Raw genomic sequence first — 23280 nt, 5'->3', positions numbered from 1 at the left:
GAGGAAAAAGGTATGAAGGCCGACATCCACCCCACGTACGTCGTCACCAATGTGACGTGTTCGTGCGGTAACACGTTCACCACGCGCAGCACCGCCAAGAACGGCGCGATTCACGCCGACGTCTGCTCGGCGTGCCACCCGTTCTACACGGGCAAGCAGAAGATCCTCGACACGGGCGGCCGTGTGGCGCGCTTCGAGGCCCGGTTCGGCAAGAAGGCCGCGGGCAAGTAGCTCCTTCCCAGACGCCGGCTCGGAACCGTCCTTCTCTCGCAGGGGGCGCGCCCGGGTCGGCGTTCGTGGTGAAAGGGCCTACTCGATTCGACCAGCAGGAGGGGACGCGCGGTGAACCTCGACGAGCTCATCAGCGAATACGCCGATCTCGAGCTGAAGCTCGCCGACCCGGCGGTGCACGCCGACCAGGCGAAGGCCAGGCAGTTCGGGAAGCGTTACGCCCAGCTCACGCCGATCGTCGGCACCTACCGCGAGCTCGGCCAGGTGCGCGACGACATCAAGGCGGCCCGCGAACTCGCCGGCGAAGACCCCTCGTTCGCCGAGGAGGCGGCCGAGCTGGAGGCGCGCGTCCCCGCGCTGGAGGAGCGGCTGCGCCACCTGCTGGTGCCCCGCGACCCCAACGACGACAAAGACATCATCATGGAGATCAAGGCCGGCGAAGGCGGCCAGGAGTCCATGTTGTTCGCCGGCGACCTGCTCCGCATGTATCTGCGGTACGCCGAACGCGTCGGCTACAAGACCGAGATCATCGACGCCCAGCATTCGGATCTGGGCGGCTACAAGGACGTCACGGTCGCCATCAAGGGCCGCGAAGGCGCCTGGGGGCGGCTCAAGTTCGAGGGCGGCGTCCACCGGGTGCAGCGGGTGCCCGCGACCGAGTCGCAGGGGCGCATCCACACCTCCGCCGCCGGGGTGCTCGTCTACCCCGAGGCCGAGGAGGTCGACGTCCAGATCGACCCCAACGACCTGCGGATCGACGTCTACCGCTCCAGCGGTCCCGGCGGCCAGAGCGTCAACACGACCGACTCGGCGGTGCGCATCACCCACATCCCGACCGGCGTCGTGGTGTCGTGCCAGAACGAGAAGAGCCAGCTCCAGAACAAGGAGTCGGCGATGCGCATCCTCCGGGCGCGGCTGCAGGCCATCGCCGAGGAGGAGGCCAACGCCGCCGCGATGGCCGAGCGCAAGTCGCAGGTCCGCACCGTGGACCGGTCCGAGCGGGTGCGCACCTACAACTACCCCGAGAACCGCATCTCCGACCACCGGGTCGGGTTCAAGGCCTACAACCTCGACCAGGTGCTCGACGGCGACCTCGACGCGGTGATCCAGGCCCTGCTCGACGCCGAACTGGCAGAGAAGCTCGCCGCCGCCGCGACCTGAGCCCATGACCTTCCTCCTGGACGAGATAGCGCTGGCCACCGCCCGGCTCGCCGAGGCAGGTGTGCCGTCGCCGCGCGCCGACGCCGAGGAGATCGCGGCGTTCGTCCACGGCGTGACCCGCGGCACCCTCCACACGGTGAAGGACTCCGAGTTCGACGCCCTCTTCTGGGAGGGGGTCTCCAGGAGGGAGTCGCGCGAGCCGCTGCAGCACATCACCGGCCGCGCCTTCTTCCGCTACCTGTCGCTCGAGGTCGGCCCCGGGGTGTTCATCCCCCGGCCGGAGACCGAGGTCGTGGTCGGCTGGGCCATCGACCGCCTCAACGAGATGGACGTCGCCTCCCCGATCGTGGTCGACCTCGGCACCGGATCGGGCGCGATCGCGTTGTCGATCGCCCAGGAGGTCGCGCTCGCGCAGGTGCACGCCGTGGAGATCGACCCGGCCGCCTACCGCTGGGCCAAGCGCAACATCCTCGAACACGGCCAGGGCCGCACCTCCCTCCACCCGGAGGACCTGGCCGACTGCCTGCCCGAGCTCGAAGGCCAGGTCGACCTGGTCATCAGCAACCCGCCCTACATCCCGCCGGGGGCGGTGCCGCGCGACCCCGAGGTGCGCGACTACGATCCTCGCCGTGCCCTCTACGGTTCGGGCGACGACGGCCTGGGAGAGGTCCGGGCGGTCGAGGCCACGGCCCGCCGGCTCCTGCGCCCCGGTGGCCTGGTCGCGGTGGAGCACGCCGACGAGCAGGGCAACGCGGTCTACTGGTTGTTCCCTGAGAGCAACGGCTGGCGCGACGCCCGCCTGCGTCAGGATCTGACCGGCCGCGACCGCTTCGTGACGGCCAAGTTCGGCCTGGAGTGACAAGGGAGATCACATGACCCGCCGATACCTCTGTTCCAACCCCGGCGAGCGCGAGTCGGGCCTCATCGACGCCGCGTCGGTCATCAGAGCCGGCGACCTGATCGTCCTCCCGACCGACACCGTCTACGGCATCGGCGCCGACGCCTTCACGCCCTCGGCCGTGCGGGCCCTGCTGACCGCCAAGGGCCGCGGCCCCGACATGCCGGTGCCCGTCCTCGTCGGCACCGTCCGGGCCGCCGGTGCGCTGGTCGAGTCGCTCGGCACCCATGGCCAGGACCTCATCGACGCCTTCTGGCCGGGCCCGCTGACGCTCGTCTTCAAGGCCAACCGCTCGCTCAAGTGGGACCTCGGCGAGACCAAGGGCACCGTGGCCATCCGCATGCCGCTCCACCAGGTGGCCCTCGACCTGCTCAAGGAGACCGGCCCGATGGCCGTCTCCAGCGCCAACCGCTCGGGCAACCCGCCCGCCACCACGGCGGCCGAGGCCGAGGAGCAGCTGGGCCAGTCGGTGGCCGTCTACCTCGACGCGGGGCCGTGCAACGACAACACCCCGTCGACCATCCTCGACCTGACCACCTCGGTGCCCCGCGTGCTGCGCAAGGGCGGGATCCCGGTCGACAAGCTCCGGGGCGTCGTGGGGTACCTCGCGACCGAGGAGTAGATCCATACCGTCTGGCTATCGCACCGGGTCACCGGGGGCGTGGCGGCCTAGCGTGAGTCGAGGTTTTCGACCCCGGGAGGCTGGCGCATGCCCAAGATCGATGGGATGGACCCCAAACTGGTCCGCGATCTCCTGGCCGAGCTTCGACGCGCGGCCAAGGAGATGGAGACCATCGAGGCCAAGGCGACCACCACGGTCCGCAACGCGGGCGTGCCCGCCGCGGTGACCTACCGTCCGTCGGCGGTGGCCGACGCCATCGCCGAAATGGACAAGGACGTCACCGCCCGCCTGGCCCTTTTGGAGAAGCGCGAACGCGAACCGCGCACCCAGCCCAACCCGACGACGTCCGGCGACGCCAACCCCGCCCCCAAGCCGACGGCGGGCGAGACCGAACCGCCGCCGAAGAAACCGGCCGGGGAGACCGAACCACCCAAGCAGCCGTCCGGCGACCCGGAACCTCCGAAGAAGCCGGCGGGCGAGACGGAACCTCCGAAGAAGAGCGACACCGAGACCTCCGCCCCGAACAGGGGCGACTCGGACCCGCCGCCCAAGAAGAGCGACACCGAGACCGAGCCGCCGAAGAAGGGCGACACCGAGACCTCCGCCCCGAACAGGGGCGACTCGGACCCGCCGCCCAAGAAGAGCGAGGGCGAGACCCCGCCGCCGAAGGGCGAGACGCCTCCTCCGAAGCAGGAGCCGATCGACACCCCGAAGAAGGACCATCCCGACGACATCGACCAGACGAAGGGCCGGGTCGTGCTCGACGTCGACGGGACCAAGGTGGTGTCCTACCCCCTCAACCAGGACCTCGACGTGGTCCGCCCGATCGACGACACCGCCCAACCCGCCGGTACGCAACCCTCCGGCGGCCCCCAGCCCGACGGCAAGCCCGGCTACGTCGAACCGCTGGAGCCCACGGTCAAACACCCCGCACCCCAGCCGGGCCTCGACCCGGGCGACCCCATGGGCCCCTACGTGGGCACGGCGGCCGACAACGTCACCGAAGACCCGTTCCTCAAGAACAACCCCGCCGCCGCCCAGCCCGCTCCCCAGCCGGGCCTGGCCCCCGGCGACCCGATGGGCGCGTATGTGGGCACGGCGGCCGACAACGTCACGGAAGACCCCTATCTCAAGAGCAACCCCGTGACCCAGCCCGCGCCGCAACCGGGCCTGGCCCCCGGCGACCCGATGGGCGCGTATGTGGGCACGGCCGCCGACAACGTGACGGAAGACCCCTTCCTCGCCTCCGCCCCTCAACTGCCGGCGGACACCACGCTGGTGAGCGGCGACGCCGTCGACCCGAAGGCCCTGGCCGCCGCCCAGCCCGGCGACGTGCTCTCCGCCCCGGCCAACCCGATCTCCGACCAGGCCCTCGGCACCCTGCTGAACAACGACTCGCAGATCGGCCCCCAGGGCATGCCGACGGTCACCGACGGGAGCGGCTCGGCCTCGGGCGCAGGCGGCAACCCGGGGGCAGCCGGTCATGGCCCGAACGACGGCGGCTCCCAGCAGACGTCTGCCGGTGGAAACTCGGGCAACCCGCACAGCGGTGGTTATTCCGGCTCGCAGGGCGGAAACGACGGCGGCTCTCAGCAGACGTCTGCCGGTGGGAACTCGGGCAACTCGCACAGCAGTGGTCCTTCGGGCTCGCAGAGCGGAAACGACGGCGGTGCCCAGCAGACCGGCAATCCGGGCGACTCATCCGGCCAGCAAGGCGGAAAAGAGGGTCAGTGCGGCCCGCAGGGCGGTAACAATCCGGCGGCGAATGGTTCGACCACTGGGCAGGCGGGGCTCACGACCGGCCCGACCATGGCTCACTACGGCCCCGCCGGTCTGTCGGCCGACGGCCACTACGGTGCGGCGGGTCAGCCGGGGTCTGCCGGCCAGCCCGGCACCGCCGATCAGTCCAGCCCCGCAGGTCAGGCCGGATCCGGGGATCACGGCGGTTCGGCCGGTCAGGCTGAAATCGATCCCAAGAAGCTGGCCGCCGAGCAGCCCGGTGACGTCCTGTCCGCCCCGGCCAAGCCGATCTCCGACCAGGCCCTCGGCGCGCTGCTGAACATCGACTCCCAGATCGGTCCGCAGGAGATGCCGTCCATGACCGGCGGAGGATCGGGGACCGAAGGCGGCCCCGGCCACGCCCCCTCCGACAATGGTTCAGACCATTCCGCGTCAGCCCCCCAGACCCCCTCGGCAAGCCAGGCCGGCGGCGACTTCGACCCGAGGCGGCTCGCCGCCGAGCAGGCCGGTGACGTCCTGTGGGCGCCGGCTGACACCATCTCCGACCAGGCACTTCGTGCCCTGTTCGGGTTCGACGACCAGATCGGGCCGCAGGAGACGCCGTCCATGGGGGCCGGTTCGGAGGGCGGTCCCGGGCAGGGGCCCGCCGGTGGCGGACCCGGCCAGGGCGCGGGCCCGGCGCCGGGGGCCGCGGGTGATGGTCCAGACCAATCCGACCCCAGGCGGCTGGCCGCCGAGCAGCCCGGTGACGTTCTCTCCGCGCCGGCGAAACCGGTCTCGGACGAGGCGATCCTCGCCCTGATGGACGTCCACGCACAGATCGAGCCGGTCGACATGCCGAGTGTCTCCGTACCGGCAGGGGAGTGGGGCACGGGCGAATGGGTGCCCGAGGACATCGAGCCCGACGGCCCCGCCGGTTCCGTCGCCCCCGGTCAGCCCGCGTAAGGAGATCCGATGAGCTATCTCGACCCACCCGCGCCCCGGCCGCTGCAGCCGGGGGAGACCCCGCCCGCCGCGAACGGGAACGACCTGCTGATCCCGGGCGGCCAGGCGACGACCTGGGTGTTCAACCCCGAATACCAGCGCCTGGTCGACCTGTGGTTCCAGGTCATGCCGTTGATGGAGAAGATTTCGACGTTGCTCGACCGGCCGTACACGCTGGCCAGGAGCCCCGACACGTGGGATGCCCCCGTCGCGAAACGGTATGTCGAGCAGATCTCCGAATGGCGCACCCGCCTGGGGCTCTACCGGCAGGCCGTGCTCACCTCGATCAGCGACGAGGCCGCCGACACCCCCCGTTGGGTGCCGAGCAAGGCCGGCGCGCCGCACGCCTACTCGTAAAGCTGCGCTAGCGTCGTCGCAAAGAGATGGTGTGGGTATTTCGCCCGTCTCAACTGGTCCGTTGATCCGGGAAACTGGTGCCGTGCGCGAATACTTCTTCGTGGGCCTTGTCACTGCCGTTGTCACCTACCTGCTGGTGCCTCCGGTCCGGGCCTTCGCGTTGCGCATCGGCGCCGCTCCCGAGGTCCGGGAACGCGACGTGCACAAGGTGCCGACACCCCGGCTGGGTGGCCTGGCCATGTTCGGCGGCATGGCCGCCGGGCTGCTGGCCGCCTCCCACCTGCCGTGGGTCGGGTCGGCGCTGGCCGGCGAACAGTCCGGTCAGACCACGATCGCGCTGCTCGCCGCCGGTGGGCTGATCGTGGTGACCGGCTTCCTCGACGACTGGCTGGGCATGGACGCCCTGGTCAAGCTGGGCGGCCAGGTCGCCGCCGGCGGCCTGCTGGTCTACTACGGGGTGTCGCTGCGGTCGTTGCCGCTGCCCGAGAGCATGGGCGGCAACGTGTTCCTCGACTCGAACCTGCAGGCCGTGATGACGATCCTGGTCGTGGTGGTCGCCATCAACGCGGTCAACTTCGTCGACGGGCTCGACGGCCTGGCGGCCGGCATCGTCGGCATCGCGGCGATGGCCACACTGGTCTACTCCATGGTGTTGTCACAGGACCAGCAGCAGACCCGCATCAACCTGACCGCCGTGGTCGCGGCCCTGCTGGTCGGCATGTGTCTCGGTTTCCTGCCCCACAACTTCAACCCGGCCAAGATCTTCATGGGCGACACCGGCTCGATGCTGATCGGGCTGGTCCTGGCCACCTCGCTGGTGACCATCACGTCGTCGGTGCCGACGACCGCGCTCGACGTCAACCGGTTCGCGCTGGTCCTGCCGCTGCTGCCGCTGGCGGTGGTCGTGTTGCCGCTGACCGACCTGATCATGGCGGTGATCCGGCGTACGAGCGAAGGTCTGTCGCCGTTCGCGCCCGACCGGGGGCACCTGCACCACCGGCTGCTCGACATCGGCCACTCCCACCGGCGGAGCGTCCTGATCATGTACGCGTGGACGTTCATCTTCGCGTTCACGATCGTGGGCCTGTCGCTCGAAGGGGTGCCGCTCATCCTGTTCCCGCTGATCAGCGTCGTCGCGATCGCGGTGCTGGTGGTGTTGTCGAGGCCGAAGGGGCGCAAGGGGGCGCACGCCGCCGACCGCCCGGGGGGCCCGCCGGCGAACCATCCCCCGGCGACAATCGGGTGAATTCGCCGCGAAAAGCCAGGTAAAGCCTGTGTCGCGGAGCTTGTGATAGCTTTCACTAACAGCAGCCCATAGTCTGGGCGAAGCAAACGCTCGGTTGACAACATGTTCTGGAGTCGTCCATGCAGGCCAACGACGTGCGCGTTCTGAAGGGCGCCGCCGTGCCAACGGTGGCGGTGGGGGTGATCGCGGCCATCGTGTCGGCGATCTTCGCCGGATTCACGGGCGCGCTCGGCGCCGTCATCGCGCTGGGCCTGGTGGCCGCCTTCTTCACCGTCGGGCTCATCGTGGTCACCTGGGCGGGCCGCATCTCGCCGATGGCCATGTTCGCCTCGGCCGTTTTGAGCTATCTCGTCAAGGTGATCGCTATCATGATCACACTCAGGGCATTCGAGACGACCACCGTCTTCGACCCCAAGGCATTCGCTTGGAGTGTGATCGTCCTCACCGTGGTGTGGACGTTCGGCGAGATGCGCGGCTTCATGAAGCTGAAGCTCCTGTACGTCGAACCGGACTCCAAAGTTCCCGGTCAGGGGAACTGATGGGGTCCGATATGACTAGTCCTTGCGGTGCCTGCTATCGTCGTGCCCGCGATGAGCGAGAAGCAGCGCAGGCCCGAGGACGACGGCCGCGACTTCGCCGACGCCGCCTGGTCAGTACCCAGCTATCTGCTGTCGGGAATGCTGCTTTGGGGTGGCCTCGGCTGGTTGCTGAGCCATTGGACGGGCGTGCACGCGTTCATCCCCATAGGTGTGGTTATCGGGGTAGGGCTGGCCTGCTGGCTCGTCTACCTCAAGCACGGCCGCTGAACGCGCCCGCACAAGCTCTGATTCTTCCAATGATGGTCCACGACGTTGAAGGGAACGCCGCGTGACTACGCTGACGCTCCTCGCCGCTGACGGAGAATTCCAGGCTCCCGGGCCGGAGATCTTCGATTTCCCCCCGCTTTACTCCGGGGCGCCCGTCTGGCTCACCAAGCCCGTCATCCTGGCGGTCATCGGTGCCCTGATCATCTGCGTGCTCGCCTGGACCGCTTTCGCCAAGCCGAAGCTGGTGCCGCGCGGCATCCAGAACATCGGTGAATACGGCTACACGTTCGTGCGCGACCAGTGCGCCCGCCCGTTCCTGGGCAAGGACGCCGAACGCTGGATGCCGCTGCTGCTCTCGCTGTTCCTGCTGATCCTGCTGTGGAACTTCTTCGGTGTGATCCCGGTGCTGCAGATCCCGGTGAACTCCCACATCGCCTACCCGATCATCTTCGCGGTCACCGTCTACGTGATCAAGATCTACCTGGGCATCAAGCACCAGGGCGGTCTCGGCTACTTCAAGAACATGATGTTCCCGCCCGGCCTGCCGAAGCCCGTGTACGTGCTGATGGCGCCGCTGGAGCTCATTTCGAACCTCGTTCTCGCGCCGTTCACCCACGCGGTCCGACTGTTCGCGAACATGTTCGCCGGCCACCTCATCCTGGCCTTCTTCGCGAGCGTCGGCTTCCACTTCCTCTTCGAGCAGCTCACCCCGCTTGGTGCGCCGCTCGGGCTGGTGGGCGTGGTCATGACGACGATCATGACCGGCTTCGAGATCTTCATCCAGTTCCTGCAGGCGTTCCTCTTCACGATGCTGGCCGCGATGTACATCGGCGGCTCGCTGCACGCGGACCACTGAACCATCCCACTGACGTGACCAGACCGGTGAGCAAGACAGCTCACCGGCCGACCAGTAAAGGAAACCGCAATGAGCGTTCTCGCTGAAGTCTCCGGCAACATCGGCGCGATCGGTTACGGCCTCGCGGCGATCGGCCCCGGCGTCGGCGTGGGCATCATCTTCGGCCAGGGCGTGCAGGCCATCGCCCGCCAGCCCGAGGCGTACGGCCTCATCCGTCAGAACATGCTGCTCGGCTTCGTTCTGACCGAGGCTCTCGCCCTCATCGGTCTCGTCGCGCCGTTCATCTACGGCTGACGCGTTAACCCATCTGACGGAAGGCTGCGCCCATGACTCTGGCAGCTAAGGTGCTGGCGGCGGAGGCGAACAATCCGCTTATCCCGCACGACTACGAGCTGGTCATCGGTGGTCTCGCGTTCCTGCTCGTCTTCATCGTCGTCGGTAAGATCCTCACCCCGCGCATTCAGAAGACGCTGGCCGAGCGCACCGAGGCCATCGAAGGCGGTCTGCAAAAGGCGGAGAACGCCCAGGCCGAGGCTCAGGCAACACTCCAGCAGTACCGCGACCAGCTCGCCGAGGCCCGCCAGGAGGCTGCCCGCCTCCGCGAGGAGGCTCGTGAGCAGGGCGCGCAGATCAAGGCCGAACTCCGCGAGGAGGCCCAGGCCGAGGCCCGGCGCATCGTCGAGGCCGCCCACGCCCAGATCGAGGCCGACAAGGCGCAGGCGCTCGCGCAGCTGCGTTCCGAGATCGGCCGCCTGTCGACCGACCTCGCCGGCCGCATCGTCGGCGAGTCGCTGGAGGACGAGGCCCGCCAGCGTCGCGTCGTCGACCGGTTCCTCGAGGAGCTCGAGGGCTCCGGGACGACGGCGGTCCGCTGATGCAGGGCCTGAGCAGGACCTCTCTGGTCGACGTCGAGGAGCGTTTCAACAGCGTGGCCGGGTCGGCCGACCTGGGCACGCTGGCCGACGAGCTCTTCGCGGTCGCCTCGCTCTTCGACCGGGAGCCCGGTCTGCGCCGTTCGCTCTCCGACCCGTCGCGTCCGGCCGAGCAGAAGGCGCAGACCATCCGCGCCCTGCTCGAGGGCAAGGTCTCGGCGGCGGCGATGGAGACGACGGTGGCCGCGGTCGAGGCCAAGTGGTCGCGCTCCGGTGACCTCGCCGACGCCGTGGAGCGGCTCGGCGTGATCGCCGCCGCGAGCGAGGCCGAAGGGGCCGGCCGTCTCGACGACGTCGAAGACGAACTGTTCCGGTTCGGCCGCATCCTCGCCGCCAACCCCGACCTGCGCCGCGCGCTGGCCGACCCGGCCGCGACCGGCAAGGAGTCGCTCCTCGCCGACCTGCTCGGGGCCAAGGTCGCGCCGACCACCCTGCGTCTCGTCTCCCAGGTCGCCGCACACCCGCGCGGACGTAGCCTGGAACGAGGCCTGGAGGAGTTCGGCCGCCTCGTCGCCCTCCAGCGGCAGCGACTGGTGGCGGTCGTCACCAGCGCGGTGCTGCTGTCCGACGCGCAGAAGCAGCGGCTGGCGAACTGGCTGCGGGCCACCTACGGCCGTGACGTCCACCTGAATGTCGAGGTGGACCCGAAGGTGCTCGGTGGGTTCTCGATCAAGATCGGGGACGAGATCATCGACACCACCATCGCCGCACGTATTGAAGAAGTCCGCCGCCGGTTGGCCGGCTAGGCGAATAGGGAGACAGGAAGAGATGGCGGAGCTGACGATCCGGCCGGACGAGATCCGGGACGCGCTTGAGCGCTTCGTCCAGGCGTACGAGCCGGAAGGCGCGGCACGTGAGGAGATCGGGACCGTCGTCGACTGTGGCGACGGTATCGCCCATGTCTCCGGCCTTCCCTCGACGATGGCGAACGAGCTGCTCGAGTTCGAGGACGGCACGCGTGGCCTGGCACTGAACCTGGACGTCCGGGAGATCGGTGTCGTTATTCTGGGCGACTTCAGCAAGATCGAGGAAGGCCAGTCGGTGCGCCGCACCGGCCAGGTCCTCTCGGTCCCGGTGGGCGACGGGTTCATGGGCCGCGTCGTCGACCCGCTGGGCAACCCCCTCGACGGCAAGGGCGCGATCGAGGCCGAGGGCCGTCGTGCCCTCGAGACCCAGGCGCCGTCCGTGGTTCAGCGGCAGCCGGTGAAGCAGCCGCTGCAGACCGGCCTCAAGGCGATCGACGCCATGACGCCGATCGGCCGTGGCCAGCGCCAGCTGATCATCGGTGACCGCGGCACGGGCAAGACGGCCATCGCGGTCGACACGATCCTCAACCAGAAGGAGAACTGGCTCTCCGGCGACCCCGAGAAGCAGGTCCGCTGCGTCTACGTCGCCGTCGGCCAGAAGGGCTCGACGATCGCCCAGGTGAAGGGCCGCCTCGAAGAGGCCGGCGCGATGGAGTACACCACCATCGTGGCCGCTCCGGCGTCCGACGCCGCGGGCTTCAAGTACCTCGCCCCCTACACCGGTTCGGCCATCGGCCAGCACTGGATGTACCAGGGCAAGCACGTCCTCATCATCTTCGACGACCTGACCAAGCAGGCCGACGCCTACCGCGCCGTGTCGCTGCTGCTGCGTCGTCCGCCGGGCCGTGAGGCGTTCCCCGGTGACGTCTTCTACTTGCACTCGCGTCTGCTCGAGCGCTGCGCCAAGCTCTCGGCCGACATGGGCGGCGGCTCGATGACCGGTCTGCCGATCATCGAGACCAAGGGCAACGACGTCTCGGCGTTCATCCCGACCAACGTCATCTCCATCACCGACGGCCAGTGCTTCCTGGAGACCGACCTGTTCAACGCCGGCGTCCGCCCGGCGATCAACGTCGGTGTCTCGGTCTCCCGAGTCGGCGGCTCGGCGCAGATCAAGGCGATGCGCAAGGTGGCCGGCACGCTCCGTCTGTCCCTGTCGCAGTACCGCGACCTGGAGGCGTTCGCCGCCTTCGCGTCCGACCTCGACGCGGCCTCCCGCGCCCAGTTGGAGCGCGGCGCCCGCCTCGTCGAGCTGCTCAAGCAGCCGCAGTTCTCCCCGTTCCCGGCCGAGAAGCAGGTCGTCTCGGTGTGGGCGGGCACCTCCGGTGAGCTCGACGAGGTTCCCCTCGAGGACATCCGCCGCTTCGAGTCGGAGTTCCTCGACTACGTCGGCAGCACCCAGAAGGGCGTCTTCGACGGCATCCGCGAGAGCGGTGAGCTCACCGACGACACCGTCACCGTGCTGAAGGACTCGATCACCGAGTTCAAGAAGGGCTTCACCACCTCCTCCGGCGACCTGCTGGTCAAGGACGAGCCGGTGGCCCCGCTCGGCGCCGACGAGGTCGGCCAGGAGAAGATCGTCAAGCACGTCCGGAAGCCTGAGGTGAAGTAGCCGATGGGCGCCCAGCTCAGACTGCTGCGGCGGCGGATCAAGTCGGTCAAGTCCACGGCGAAGATCACCCGCGCGCAGGAGCTCATCGCCTCGTCGCGCATCGTCAAGGCGCAGCAGCGCATGCAGGCGGCCGTGCCCTACGAGCGGGAGATCACCCGCGCCGTCACCGGCGTCGTCAGCAACACCTCCTCCGTCGACCACCCGCTCACGGTGGCCAAGGAGAACCCGGCCCGCGCCGGTGTGCTGATCATCACCAGTGACAGCGGCTTCTGCGGCGGCTTCAACGCCAACCTGCTGCGCGAGGCCGAGGCCCTGCGCGGCCTGCTGGAGTCACGCGGCATCCAGGTCACGCCCTTCGTCTCCGGACGCAAGGGCGTGGGCTGGCACGCCTTCCGCCATCGCGAGATGGGCGGTCAGTGGGTGGGCTTCTCCCGTCGTCCGTCGTACAGCGACGCCAAGGAGATCGCCGACGCGCTGATCGAGTCGTTCAAGGCCGAAGACGGGATCGACGAGATCCACATCGTCTCGACCGAGTTCGTCTCGATGCTGACGCAGAACGTGGTGGTGAACCGCATCCTGCCGCTGGAGGTCGTCGAGACGACCGAGGCGCCCAAGGACGGCCCGCTGCCCTACTTCGAGTTCGAGCCCTCGGCCGGTGCCGTGCTCGACTCGCTGCTGCCGCGCTACGTGGAATCGCGCATCTTCTCCGCGCTGCTGCAGTCGGCCGCCTCCGAAGAGGCCAGCCGGCGCCGCGCGATGAAGTCCGCGACCGACAACGCCAACGAGCTCATCCGGGTCTTCACCCAGCAGATGAACCAGGTTCGCCAGGCGGAGATCACCCAGGAAATCAGCGAGATCGTCGGTGGCGCCAACGCGCTGGCCGACGCCGCCGCGGGGAAAGAGTGAAATGACCGCACAGACTGTTGAGACCGGCGTGGGCCGTGTCGCCCGTGTCACCGGTCCCGTCGTCGACGTGGAGTTCCCCGTCGAGGCGATGCCGGACATCTACAACGCCCTGAACGTCGACGTAACCCTCGAGGTCGAGGGCGAGTCGCAGTCCAAGACCCTGACCCTGGAGGTCGCCCAGCACCTGGGCGACAACCTGGTCCGGGCCATCTCCATGCAGCCCACCGACGGCCTGGTCCGCGGCGCGGCGGTGTCCGACTCCGGCGCGCCGATCTCGGTGCCGGTCGGCGACGTCGTCAAGGGCCACGTGTGGAACGCCCTCGGCGAGTCGCTCGACGTGCCGACGGCCTCCCTCAAGGTCAGCGAGAAGTGGGGCATCCACCGCCCCTCTCCCGCCTTCGACCAGCTCGAGTCGCGCACCGAGATGCTGCCCACCGGCATCAAGGTCATCGACCTCCTCACCCCCTACGTGAAGGGTGGGAAGATCGGTCTGTTCGGCGGCGCGGGCGTCGGCAAGACGGTTCTGATCCAGGAGATGATCCGTCGAGTCGCGCTGAAGTTCTCGGGCACCTCGTGCTTCGCGGGCGTCGGCGAGCGCACCCGTGAGGGCAACGACCTCTGGCTCGAAATGGAGGAGGCCGGCGTTCTCAAGGACACCGCCCTCGTCTTCGGCCAGATGGACGAGCCCCCGGGCACCCGTCTGCGCGTGGCGCTGTCGGCCCTGACGATGGCGGAGTACTTCCGCGACGTGCAGAAGCAGGACGTGCTGCTCTTCATCGACAACATCTTCCGCTTCACTCAGGCCGGTTCCGAGGTCTCCACGCTGCTCGGCCGCATGCCCTCCGCCGTGGGTTACCAGCCGACGCTGGCCGACGAGATGGGTGTGCTCCAGGAGCGCATCACCTCGACGCGTGGTCACTCGATCACCTCGATGCAGGCGATCTACGTGCCCGCCGACGACATCACCGACCCGGCCCCGCACAACGCGTTCGCCCACCTCGACGCTCAGACGGTTCTGTCCCGTCCGATCTCCGAGAAGGGCATCTACCCGGCGGTCGACCCGCTCGACTCCACCTCCCGCATCCTCGACCCGACCGTGGTCGGCGAGGAGCACTACGCGGTGGCCCAGGAGACCAAGCGGATCCTGCAGAAGTACAAGGAACTGCAGGACATCATCGCCATCCTGGGCATCGACGAGCTCTCCGAAGAGGACAAGGTCACCGTTCAGCGGGCCCGCCGCATCGAGCGTTTCCTGTCCCACCCGATGTACGCCGCCGAGGCGTTCACCGGTCAGCCCGGCGAGTTCGTCCCGCTGGACGAGACCATCGCCTCCTTCAAGGGCCTGTGCGCGGGTGAGTACGACCACCTGCCCGAGCAGGCGTTCTTCATGGTCGGCGGCATCGAGCAGGCCATCGCCAAGGCGAAGGAACTGACCCGCTAATCATGCGGCGCCGGCGCGGCCTCCGGGCCGCGCCGGTGTTCTTGGAGGGAAGAGATGGCAAAGCTGCAGGTGGGCGTGGTCTCACCGGAGCGTGAGATCTGGTCTGGCGAAGCCGACATGGTGATTGCCAAGACCGTCGAGGGCGAGATCGGTATTATGCCGAATCACGCGCCCGTTATCGGCGTCCTCGTCGAGGGTGGCGTGCTTCGCGTGAAGCGTGACGGCAACGCCGACCTGGTCGCGGCCGTGCACGGAGGCTTCATCTCGGTCGCCGCCAACGAAGTGTCCGTCCTCGCCGAAGCGGCCGAGCTCGGTTCCGAGGTCGACGTGGCGGCGGCGAAGGACGCTCTCCAGCGGGCCCAGGCCGCGATCGAGTCCAGCCAGGACGACGCGGACGCCCAGCTGGAGGCCAAGCGCAACGCGGCCCGCCTCCGGGCGGCCGGCGAAGAGGTCTGAGTTTCAGAAGGAGGGGCAGCGGTGGAGCTACTCATAGGGTTGGCTCTGCTCGCTGCCCTGTTCTGCGTTCGTGTCGTCGCCCTGGCCTCGCGCCGGGGGACGGTCGTCTGTTGTGTACGAACCGGCTCCCGGAAATGGCAGAGCGGAGTAGCCCGCTACGCCGGAGGAGAGCTCCACTGGGTGCCTTTCGCCGGAATCCGTCTGAGGCCGCGCCACGCGATTGCGAGGCGCGGCCTCGTCGTTTCCCGCCGCCGCCCTCTTGAGGCGGGCGAGGGCCCGGAGGGTTACTGGACGGTCGAAGCCGGCGCGATCAGCCTGGCGATGAGCGAAGACGCGCTGACGGGCTTCCTGGCCTGGCTGGAGTCAGCCCCGCCGAGCGCCCACCTCGACGCCGTCTAGGTTCCAGGTCGCGAAGGCCACCGCCAGCCTGCGTGCCCCCGCCACCAGGACAGGCAGCGCGATGAACCAGCACCGGAGATGGGCATAGGCGCCCTGGTTGACGTGCTGGCCGTTGCCCTGGACCGTCGGTGCCAGGTCCGCGGCGATCACGGGGATGAGGAAGAGCGCGATGGCCGTGAGCACGAGGGCCGAGCCCGCGCCGATGGACTGGGCCCGGCGGTGGCCGCGCGCCGCCAGCAGGGTGATCGCCGCCGCGCACACCACGGCCGGCGGGACCTCTTTGGTCGCCCAGTGGACCAGCATCGTCGTGCCGAACCACTCGTCGGCAGGCATCGCGGGCACGTAGTAGATGATCGGCGCCGGTGAGCCCTGGACGTCGTTGTAGGTGCCGTGCCAGACGCCGCCCGCGAACGCGGTCAAAAAGACGATCCAGGTTCTCGCGCCCGTGGCCGCCGCGACCGCGGCGGCGCCGCCGGCGAGCAGGCCGAGGACGACGCCCTTGCTCACGCCGTTGGCGAACGGGATCCACTGGTTCCACGGGTAGTTACCGACCGTGAGGGCGGTCCAGGCGCCGACCGCGCCCCAGGCCGCCGCACCCGAGGCGATCCCGGTGGCGAGTAAGTTGCCGATCCGGTTCCTGGGCAGCATGTCAGCGGGTGCCGCCCGGCTTCCACAGGATCTCGTTGCCGTCCGACGACACCCGGCACAGGATGAACAGCAGGTCGCTCAGCCGGTTCAGATACGTCGCCGTCAGCGGGTTCATGTCGTCGTGGGCCGCGAGCGCCGCCCACGTCGAGCGTTCGGCCCGCCGGACGGCCGTGCGGGCCACGTGCAGCAGCGCGGTTCCCGGTGAACCGCCCGGCAGGATGAACGACCGCAGCGGCTTCAGCCGGGCGTTGAACTCGTCGCACTGCGACTCCAGCCACTCCACATAGGAGGCCTCGACCCGCAGCGGGGGGAACTCGGCGTCGGGCACGACCGGGGTGCACAGGTCGGCCCCCACGTCGAACATCTCGTTCTGGACGCGCAGCAGCACCGCCCCGATCTCCTCCGGCGGGTTGCCCATGGCCAGGGCGACGCCGATGGCCGCGTTGGCCTCCTCCACGTCCGCGTAGGCCGCCAGGCGGGGGTCGGTCTTCGCGGTGCGGGACATGTCGCCGAGGGCGGTCGTGCCGTCGTCGCCGGTCTTCGTGTAGATCTTCGACAGCACGACCGGCTGGTCGTTGTGGTCAGGCGTCATGCGGCCAAGCGTAGCCATGTGGCAAATGTCATCCCGATCGGCTGCGGAATCCCCGGCAAGCCGCTGATATCCACGTCTACGCGTCATCGGCGGGTAAAGCCAGGATGGTGCCATGTTGGAGATCAGGGGTTTGCGCAAGGTGTTCGGGGCCGGGAAGGTGGCCCTCGACGGGGTGAGCTTCGCGGTCCCCGCCGGGCAGATGTTCGGCTTCGTGGGCGCCAACGGGGCCGGCAAGACGACGACGATGCGCATCGTCATGGGCGTCCTCCAGGCCGACGAGGGCGAGGTGATCTGGAACGGGCGTCCGCTGACCTTCGCCGAGCGGCGGACCTTCGGCTACATGCCGGAGGAGCGCGGGCTCTACCAGAAGATGCGGGTCGGGGAGCAGATCGACTACTTCGGGCGGCTGCACGGGCTCGACGCGGGGGCGGTCGGCAAGGCGCGGGACGCGCTCATCGGGCGGCTCGGGCTGACCGAGCGGGTCAACGACACCGTCGAGTCGCTCTCGCTCGGCAACCAGCAGCGGGTGCAGCTCGCCGTCGCCCTCATCCACGACCCGGAGCTGCTCATCCTCGACGAGCCGTTCTCGGGGCTCGACCCGATCGCGGTCGACGTGCTGGCCGAGGTGCTGCACGAGCGGGCGCGCGGGGGCGTGCCGGTCATCTTCTCCAGCCACCAGCTCGAACTGGTCGAGCGGCTCTGCGACGCCGTCGGGATCGTCTCGGCCGGGAGCATGGTGGCGAGCGGGACGGTCGACGAGCTGCGCGACGCCGAGGGGCGGCGGCTGCGGGTGGTCGTCCGCGAGCCCAAGCCGGGCTGGGCCGACGGCCTGCCGGGTGAGCTGAGCAAGGACGGCGACCGCGACGTGCTGACGGTCGTCGGGGGTGACGACCAGGCGGTCCTGCGGAGGGCCGTCGAAGCGGGCCACGTCGAGTTCTTCGGCGTCGAGCGGCCCACGCTGGTCGAGATCTTCAGGGAGGCAGTGGCGTGAACGGTCTGTTGATGGTGGCCGGGCGGGAGATCCGCACCCAGGTCAGAACGCGGGCGTTCGTCATCGGCCTGATCGTCTCGGCGCTGCTGGTCGGTGGCATCGCGTTCGCGCCCAAGCTGTTCGGCGGGCCCGACGAGTACAACCTCGGCCGGGTTGGCGGTCAGGAACTGGCCGTCCAGGCGCTCGCCCCCGAGGCGAAGATCACGTGGAAGACCTATCCCGACGAGCGGGCCGCCACGACGGCGGTCCTTGACGGCGACGTCGACGTCGCGCTCGTCGACGGTACGCGGGTGCTGACCAACGGCGAGATCGACGACGAGCTCGGGCTGCTGCTGCAGAGCGCGAACCGGGAGGCGCAGATCGGCGCGGCCGGGGTGACCGTGACGCCGCTTCAGGTCCAGTCGGTCGGGGCCGACACCCGCTATGAGGCGGCCCGGCAGGGCATCGCGAACGTGGTCGTGCTGCTGCTGTTCTTCATGATCATAAGTGCGGTCATGACCGTCGCCATGGGCGTGGTGGAGGAGAAGGGCAGCCGGATCGTCGAGATCCTGCTCATCTCGATCAGGCCGTGGCAACTGCTCGGCGGCAAGATCCTCGGGCTCGGCGTCGTCGGGTTCATCAACCTCGTGGCGGTGGTGGCGGCCGGGCTCGTCGGCGCGTTCCTCTCGGGGTTCGCCGCCGACTTCCCGCCCGGGATGGCCGGCATCGTGGTCAACGCCGTGGTCTGGTGGATTCTCGGTTACGCCTTCTTCGCCGTCCTCGCCGGGTCGCTCGCGTCCCTGGTGTCGCGGCAGGAGGAGGTCGGCAACGTGCTGCAGCCGATGATGCTGCTCTTCCTGATCTCGTACGGGGTGTCGTTCTTCGCCTCGGCCAACCCCGGGCACCCGGTGTCGGAGATCCTCTCGTTCGTGCCGCCGTTCTCCTCGATGGTCATGCCCGTGCGGATGGCCGCCTCGGACGTGGCCCTCTGGGCGATCCTGCTGTCGGGCGCCCTCATGGTCGTCGCGGTCGCGGCGGTGCTGATGGTGGGCGGGCGCATCTATGAGCGCGCGGTGCTGCGTACCGGCAGGCGGTTGAAGGTCTCCGAGGTTCTCCGCACGAAGTGACCCACCTAAGATGGGGCAGGCCATGATGGACAAAGCGATCAAAAGAGTCCGGCGAGTCGTCTACTGGACGCTCAACACGACTCTTGGGCTGGTCTGGTTCGTCCTCGGCATCGGCCTGCTCGCGGAGCAGGAGGCCGGGCCGGTCGAGTGGTGGCGGCTCGGCCCCTCGGTGGCCCTCCTCGTCGTGTTCAGCGTGCTGTTCCTCCGCGTCACCAGAGCCATCCTCGACCGGCGCTACGCCCAGCGTGAGCTGGTGGCCGGCGCCGGCATCGCGGTGGTGGTGGCGGTCCTCGGCACCGGCGCCCCGACCTCGTGGTCGTTCGTCTCCTTCGCCTGGTTGTCGGTCGCCTCGGTCGGGGTGCGGGCCCGCACCGCCTGGATCATGGCGGTCACCACCCTGGTGGTGATGTGGCCGCTCAACGCCTATCGGATGATCGAGTTCACGGCCGAGACCGACCCGGCCACCCGGGCCGGGATCGTCGTCGGCTCCTTCCTCTACACCGCCCTCATGTGCGGGACGCTGCCCTGGGCCAACCGCCTGTGGGTGTGGATCTGGCACATCGCCGAGGAGGCCCACGAGGGCCGCGAGGCGCAGGCCCGCCTGGCGGTCGCCGAGGAGCGCCTGCGGTTCGCCCGTGACCTCCACGACCTGGTCGGGCACCAGCTCTCGGCCATCGCGGTCAAGAGCGAACTGGCCGTCCGGCTCGGCGGCGACAGCCCGGCGAGCGCCGAGATGGCCGAGGTGCGCGGCCTGGCCCGCACCGCCCTGCGCGAGCTGCGCGAGGCCGTCAAGGGGTATCGCCAGCTCGACCTGGCCGCCGAACTGGCCAGCGTGCGGGGGGTGCTGGAGGCGGCCGGCATCACCTGCGACCTCAAGCTGCCCTACCGCGACGCCCCCGGCGAGACCGCCCCGGTGTTCGCCTGGGTGGTCCGCGAGGCCGTCACCAACGTGCTCCGCCACAGCACCGCCACCACCTGCGAGATCACCCTGCGGCTCACGCCGGAGGAGACGATCCTGGAGGTGCGCAACAACGGCGTGCAGAAGGACGCCGTCAAGAACGGCGAGGGCAGCGGCCTGGCCGGGCTGGCCGAACGGCTCGGCGCCGTCGGCGGGAAGCTGACGGCCGAGCCCGACAGGAAGGGCGGTTTCGTCCTGCGGGCGGTCGCGCCGACGGCGAAGGAACCCGCGCTGGCGGGCCGGCCGTGATCAGAGTCCTGCTGGCCGACGATCAGCAGCTCATCAGGCAGGCCATCGCCACCCTGCTCGACCTGGAGCCCGACATCACCGTCGTGGTCCAGGTCGGCAGGGGCGACCTCGTGGGGCCCGCCGTGGCCGAGCACCGGCCCGACGTGCTCGTGCTCGACGTCGAGATGCCCGGCATGGACGGCCTGACCGTCGCCGAGTCGATGCCCGGCCAGGCGATGCTGATCCTCACCAGCTTCGGCCGCCCCGGCTACCTGCGGCGCGCGCTGGCCGCGGGGGTGCGCGGCTTCGTCCCCAAGGACGCCTCCGCCGAGGAACTGGCCGCCGCGATCCGGAAGGTGCACGCCGGCGGCCGTTACCTCGATCCCGAGATGGCCGCCTCGGCGATGATGGCCGGGGAGTCGCCGCTGACCGAGCGCGAACGCGACGCGCTCGCGCTGGCCGCCTCGGGCGCGTCGGTGAGCGAGATCGCCGCGTCGCTGCACCTCAGCGAGGGCACGGTGCGCAACTACCTGTCCAACGCGATCGCCAAGCTGGGCGCGGTCAACCGGATCGGGGCGATCCGGACGGCTCAGGACATGGGCTGGATCTGACGGGTCGTTCCGGGCCCGTGGCGGCTTTCTGTGTCATGGTGTGACTACGGAACGTGATCTCGTTTCGCCCGCTCCGGGGCGCCGGTCCCGGTGTTCACATATTGCGGTCCCTGGCCCGCTCCCTACTACAGGTGGGCCAGGGACCGCGGATGCGCGGTCAGGCCTGGAACGACCGCCGGAACACGTGGACGGCGGTGGCGACCAGCAGGTCCTTCTCCGGCCGGTCGTCCGACAGGACCCATTCGATGAGCAGCTCCGTGAGCGCCCCTATCAAGGCCAGCGCCAGCAGGTGGAGCTCGGCGGGCAGCTCTTCCTGGAGCCCCTTGAGCGAGCTCTCGATCATGTGGGTGAACCCGGCGACCGCCTTCTGCCGCGACCCCGACAGCACGTCGCCCGCGCGGCGCACCTCTAAGTGCATGATGCGGGCGCGGCGCACGTCGAGCGTCACGTAGCGCACGTACTCGGTGATGCCGGCGACGATGCGGCCTTCCAGGGTGGGCGGGGCGTTCTCGATGGCGGCGCCCACCGCGTTCAGGGTGTCGTCGACGCAGCGTTCGTAGACGGCCCGCATCAGCTCCTCGCGGCCGGAGAAGCACTCGTAGAACGCCCGGTTGGAGATGTGGGCGGTCGAGCAGAGCCGCTCGATCGTCGTCGCGTGGAAGCCGGGATTGGCGAACAGGCCGTAAGCGGCGTTGATGAGCCGCTCCCGGCGGTCGGCGACCCGTTCGGCCGCCGACATCCCCCGATATTCTCGTCCCGTCACCGTTTCACCTCGCCGTCCGGCCCCCCAGAAGGCACCATTATGGACGCAAGATCTTTTTAACGGAAGTATCGGGAAATTAGCTTCTTTTATGCAAGTTGGTTATCGGACGCCACTAAAGCAGACCCCGGTTGAGCGCGGTGGTGACGGCGGCGGTGCGGTCGGAGACGCCCAGCTTGCCGAACACCCGCAGCAGGTGGGTCTTCACGGTGGTCTCGCTGATGAACAACTCCCGCCCGATCTCGGCGTTGGTCAGTCCGCGCGCCACCAAAGACAGTACCTCGGTCTCCCGGGGTGACAGCGACTCGATTACGGGCGCTCTCATTCGCGTCACCAGCCTGGTCGCCACGCTGGGGGAGAGCACCGTCTCGCCCCGCGCGGCGGCCTTGATCGCGCCCAGCAGATCGGCGCGCGAGGTGTCCTTCAACAGGTAACCGGCCGCGCCCGCCTCGACGGCCCGCACGATGTCCTGATCGGTCTCGTACGTGGTCAGCACGATCACCCGGACGCCCGGCTGCCCCACGAGGATCCGGCTGGTCGCGCCCACGCCGTCGCCGCCGGGCATGCGCAGGTCCATCAGCACCACGTCGGGCGTGAGGTCGCGGGCCCGGACGACGGCCTCGTCGCCCGAGCCGGCCTCGCCGACCACGGTGATGCCTTCATGGCCGTCGATCATCCCGCGCAGGCCCTCGCGGACCACGGGGTGATCGTCGACGATCATGAGCCGGATCATCTCTCTCCCATCGGCAGCGTCACGTTCAGCGACGCCCCTTCTCCGGGCGCGCTGACGACGTCCAGGCGCCCGCCCTGCTGTTCGATCCGGGCGCGCATGCCGCGCAGCCCGAACCCGTTGGAGGCGGCCGGATCGAAGCCGACGCCGTCGTCCGCGACGGTCAAAGTGACGTCATTACGGCCATATCCCACCACGACCCGGACCGAGGACGCCCCGGCGTGCTTGCGGATGTTGGCCAGCGCCTCCTGGGTCGTCCTGATCAGCACGACCTCGCTGCTCGGCGGCAGCTTGCGCGACTCGCCCTCGACCGCGTGCGTCACCTCCACGCCGATCTCCTCCGACAACCGCAGCGAGAGCCGCCGCAGCGCGTCGTCGAGGGTGGAGCCGTCGAGCGGCGCCGGGCTGAGCGCCGCGACCAGCGCGCGGGCCTCAGCCAGGTTCTCCCGGGCCGTCTGCACGGCCAGACCCAGATGCCGCGCCGGGTCGCGACCGGCCTGCGCGGCCTGGATGAGCATGATGATGCTGGTGAACCCCTGGGCGATCGTGTCGTGGATCTCCCCGGCGAGCCGTTCGCGCTCGGTCAGCGCGCCCTTCTCGATCGACAACCGTTCGACCTCGGCCCTGCTCGCCTCCAGCTGCCGGATCAGGTCGGCCCGCTCGGCGCTCTGGCGGATGATCCGTGTTATCCACGGCCCGAACACCAGCGAGAAGGTCATCGCGATCAGGGTGGTGCCGGTGAACCTGACCAGGTCGGGGACGGCCAGGTCGGTCTGCCGGATGAACCACAAGGCCGGGGACATGTTGAGCAGCACCACCGCCGCGGCGGCCAGCCGGCCGCTGAGCAGCATGAACACCTGCGGGCACAACGTGAACAGACCGAACGACGCGTTCGGCACGATCAGCGTCGCCGGGATGAACGCCAGGCAGAGCAGGGCGATGTAGAGGATCGCCCGGGGGCTGTCCTCCTCGTCGCCGATGATCAGCTTGCGGCCCATGAGCAGGTAGGCGGCCGCGCAGCTGAGCATGAGGCCGATGGTGACGGCCCGTTCCACGGGGGAGGCCTCCTCCTCGTACACGACGAAGAGGAGGGCCGTCGTCCAGGCCAGGCCGAACAGGATCTCCCAGCCGCGGAAGGACTCCCAGGCGTTGGTCTCCTCGGGGAAGGCGGCCCGCACCTCGGGCCGCCTGCCCATGAAGGAC

27 protein-coding genes are annotated in these 23280 nt (G+C 69.3%); 22 read left to right on the top strand and 5 right to left on the bottom strand.

Translation table 11 applies throughout. The features are described from left to right. The first annotated feature begins 12 nt into the window (after nucleotides 1–12). From rpmE to GT755_RS20980, 18 genes are all read left to right on the top strand, one after another. Nucleotides 13–231, top strand: coding sequence for a 50S ribosomal protein L31 (gene rpmE, locus GT755_RS21065; protein ID WP_030451008.1), 219 nt, complete (start codon nucleotides 13–15; stop codon nucleotides 229–231). 111 nt (nucleotides 232–342) lie between these two features. Continuing rightward, the gene (gene prfA / locus GT755_RS21060; protein WP_030451007.1) at nucleotides 343–1392 is read left to right on the top strand and encodes a peptide chain release factor 1; all 1050 of its coding nucleotides are present in this window, start codon (nucleotides 343–345) and stop codon (nucleotides 1390–1392) included. Nucleotides 1393–1396: 4 nt separating this feature from the next. Further along, entirely contained in the window at nucleotides 1397–2251 is an 855-nt protein-coding gene (gene prmC / locus GT755_RS21055; RefSeq protein WP_030451006.1) for a peptide chain release factor N(5)-glutamine methyltransferase, read from the top strand. 13 nt (nucleotides 2252–2264) lie between these two features. After that, nucleotides 2265–2912, top strand: coding sequence for an L-threonylcarbamoyladenylate synthase (locus GT755_RS21050; RefSeq protein ID WP_030451005.1), 648 nt, complete (start codon nucleotides 2265–2267; stop codon nucleotides 2910–2912). 87 nt (nucleotides 2913–2999) lie between these two features. Continuing rightward, on the top strand, nucleotides 3000–5597 hold the full coding sequence (locus GT755_RS21045; RefSeq protein WP_161481380.1) for a hypothetical protein: 2598 nt from the start codon (nucleotides 3000–3002) through the stop codon (nucleotides 5595–5597). A 9-nt stretch (nucleotides 5598–5606) separates the two neighbouring features. Then, nucleotides 5607–5993, top strand: a complete 387-nt coding sequence (locus GT755_RS21040) for a hypothetical protein (RefSeq protein WP_161481379.1) — start codon at nucleotides 5607–5609, stop codon at nucleotides 5991–5993. 82 nt (nucleotides 5994–6075) lie between these two features. Then, on the top strand, nucleotides 6076–7239 hold the full coding sequence (locus GT755_RS21035; RefSeq protein WP_161481378.1) for a glycosyltransferase family 4 protein: 1164 nt from the start codon (nucleotides 6076–6078) through the stop codon (nucleotides 7237–7239). Nucleotides 7240–7358: 119 nt separating this feature from the next. Continuing rightward, entirely contained in the window at nucleotides 7359–7778 is a 420-nt protein-coding gene (locus tag GT755_RS21030) for a hypothetical protein (RefSeq protein ID WP_161481377.1), read from the top strand. A 51-nt stretch (nucleotides 7779–7829) separates the two neighbouring features. Next, complete coding sequence (locus GT755_RS21025) at nucleotides 7830–8045, top strand: hypothetical protein (RefSeq protein WP_051759411.1); 216 nt, start codon at nucleotides 7830–7832, stop codon at nucleotides 8043–8045. Nucleotides 8046–8106: 61 nt separating this feature from the next. Then, nucleotides 8107–8901: a F0F1 ATP synthase subunit A gene (gene atpB, locus GT755_RS21020; protein ID WP_161481376.1), complete on the top strand. Its 795-nt coding sequence runs from the start codon at nucleotides 8107–8109 to the stop codon at nucleotides 8899–8901. Between the two features lie 69 nt (nucleotides 8902–8970). Next, complete coding sequence (gene atpE, locus GT755_RS21015) at nucleotides 8971–9195, top strand: ATP synthase F0 subunit C (protein WP_030450998.1); 225 nt, start codon at nucleotides 8971–8973, stop codon at nucleotides 9193–9195. A gap of 32 nt (nucleotides 9196–9227) precedes the next feature. After that, nucleotides 9228–9776 (top strand): F0F1 ATP synthase subunit B, encoded by a 549-nt coding sequence (locus GT755_RS21010; protein ID WP_030450997.1) that lies wholly within the window; start codon nucleotides 9228–9230, stop codon nucleotides 9774–9776. Further along, a complete protein-coding gene (locus GT755_RS21005) occupies nucleotides 9776–10579 on the top strand; it encodes a F0F1 ATP synthase subunit delta (RefSeq protein ID WP_161481375.1) in 804 nt (267 codons plus the stop codon). The genes GT755_RS21010 and GT755_RS21005 overlap by 1 nt, the downstream gene beginning before the upstream one ends. A 22-nt stretch (nucleotides 10580–10601) precedes the next feature. Beyond that, entirely contained in the window at nucleotides 10602–12251 is a 1650-nt protein-coding gene (gene atpA, locus GT755_RS21000; protein ID WP_161481374.1) for a F0F1 ATP synthase subunit alpha, read from the top strand. 3 nt (nucleotides 12252–12254) lie between these two features. Continuing rightward, a complete protein-coding gene (locus tag GT755_RS20995) occupies nucleotides 12255–13157 on the top strand; it encodes a F0F1 ATP synthase subunit gamma (RefSeq protein WP_161481373.1) in 903 nt (300 codons plus the stop codon). 1 nt (nucleotide 13158) lies between these two features. After that, nucleotides 13159–14598, top strand: a complete 1440-nt coding sequence (gene atpD / locus GT755_RS20990; protein WP_062344258.1) for a F0F1 ATP synthase subunit beta — start codon at nucleotides 13159–13161, stop codon at nucleotides 14596–14598. Nucleotides 14599–14652: 54 nt separating this feature from the next. Continuing rightward, on the top strand, nucleotides 14653–15054 hold the full coding sequence (locus GT755_RS20985; protein WP_030450992.1) for a F0F1 ATP synthase subunit epsilon: 402 nt from the start codon (nucleotides 14653–14655) through the stop codon (nucleotides 15052–15054). A 21-nt stretch (nucleotides 15055–15075) separates the two neighbouring features. Then, on the top strand, nucleotides 15076–15453 hold the full coding sequence (locus GT755_RS20980; protein ID WP_161481372.1) for a DUF2550 family protein: 378 nt from the start codon (nucleotides 15076–15078) through the stop codon (nucleotides 15451–15453). Here GT755_RS20980 and GT755_RS20975 read toward each other — a convergent pair. Both GT755_RS20975 and GT755_RS20970 read right to left on the bottom strand, forming a co-directional pair. Then, nucleotides 15418–16101: a hypothetical protein gene (locus tag GT755_RS20975; RefSeq protein WP_161481371.1), complete on the bottom strand. Its 684-nt coding sequence runs from the start codon at nucleotides 16099–16101 to the stop codon at nucleotides 15418–15420. The genes GT755_RS20980 and GT755_RS20975 overlap by 36 nt on opposite strands. 1 nt (nucleotide 16102) lies before the next feature. Then, complete coding sequence (locus GT755_RS20970) at nucleotides 16103–16693, bottom strand: cob(I)yrinic acid a,c-diamide adenosyltransferase (RefSeq protein WP_161481370.1); 591 nt, start codon at nucleotides 16691–16693, stop codon at nucleotides 16103–16105. 112 nt (nucleotides 16694–16805) lie between these two features. On the opposite strand from GT755_RS20970, the gene GT755_RS20965 reads away from it, so the two are divergent. The 4 genes from GT755_RS20965 to GT755_RS20950 are packed head-to-tail and all read left to right on the top strand — an operon-like array spanning nucleotide 16806 to nucleotide 20587. Next, on the top strand, nucleotides 16806–17684 hold the full coding sequence (locus GT755_RS20965) for an ABC transporter ATP-binding protein (protein WP_161481369.1): 879 nt from the start codon (nucleotides 16806–16808) through the stop codon (nucleotides 17682–17684). After that, nucleotides 17681–18790: an ABC transporter permease gene (locus GT755_RS20960; protein ID WP_161481368.1), complete on the top strand. Its 1110-nt coding sequence runs from the start codon at nucleotides 17681–17683 to the stop codon at nucleotides 18788–18790. The genes GT755_RS20965 and GT755_RS20960 overlap by 4 nt, the downstream gene beginning before the upstream one ends. A gap of 22 nt (nucleotides 18791–18812) precedes the next feature. Further along, complete coding sequence (locus GT755_RS20955; RefSeq protein ID WP_161481367.1) at nucleotides 18813–19997, top strand: sensor histidine kinase; 1185 nt, start codon at nucleotides 18813–18815, stop codon at nucleotides 19995–19997. Next, nucleotides 19994–20587, top strand: a complete 594-nt coding sequence (locus tag GT755_RS20950; protein WP_161481366.1) for a response regulator transcription factor — start codon at nucleotides 19994–19996, stop codon at nucleotides 20585–20587. The genes GT755_RS20955 and GT755_RS20950 overlap by 4 nt, the downstream gene beginning before the upstream one ends. A gap of 157 nt (nucleotides 20588–20744) precedes the next feature. Here the strand turns inward: GT755_RS20950 and GT755_RS20945 are convergent, their stop codons facing one another. From GT755_RS20945 to GT755_RS20935, 3 genes are all read right to left on the bottom strand, one after another. Further along, the gene (locus GT755_RS20945; RefSeq protein ID WP_285589151.1) at nucleotides 20745–21350 is read right to left on the bottom strand and encodes a TetR/AcrR family transcriptional regulator; all 606 of its coding nucleotides are present in this window, start codon (nucleotides 21348–21350) and stop codon (nucleotides 20745–20747) included. A gap of 112 nt (nucleotides 21351–21462) precedes the next feature. Continuing rightward, nucleotides 21463–22080: a response regulator gene (locus GT755_RS20940; protein ID WP_161481365.1), complete on the bottom strand. Its 618-nt coding sequence runs from the start codon at nucleotides 22078–22080 to the stop codon at nucleotides 21463–21465. After that, nucleotides 22077–23273 (bottom strand): sensor histidine kinase, encoded by a 1197-nt coding sequence (locus GT755_RS20935; protein ID WP_161481364.1) that lies wholly within the window; start codon nucleotides 23271–23273, stop codon nucleotides 22077–22079. Before GT755_RS20935 ends, GT755_RS20940 begins: the two co-directional genes overlap by 4 nt. Between the last annotated feature and the right edge of the window lie 7 nt (nucleotides 23274–23280).

It is taken from the genome of Herbidospora solisilvae, assembly GCF_009901565.1.
GTDB lineage: Bacteria > Actinomycetota > Actinomycetes > Streptosporangiales > Streptosporangiaceae > Herbidospora > Herbidospora solisilvae.
The sequence above is the reverse complement of the archived record's forward strand: the minus strand, read 5'-3'. Positions and strand labels throughout refer to the sequence as shown.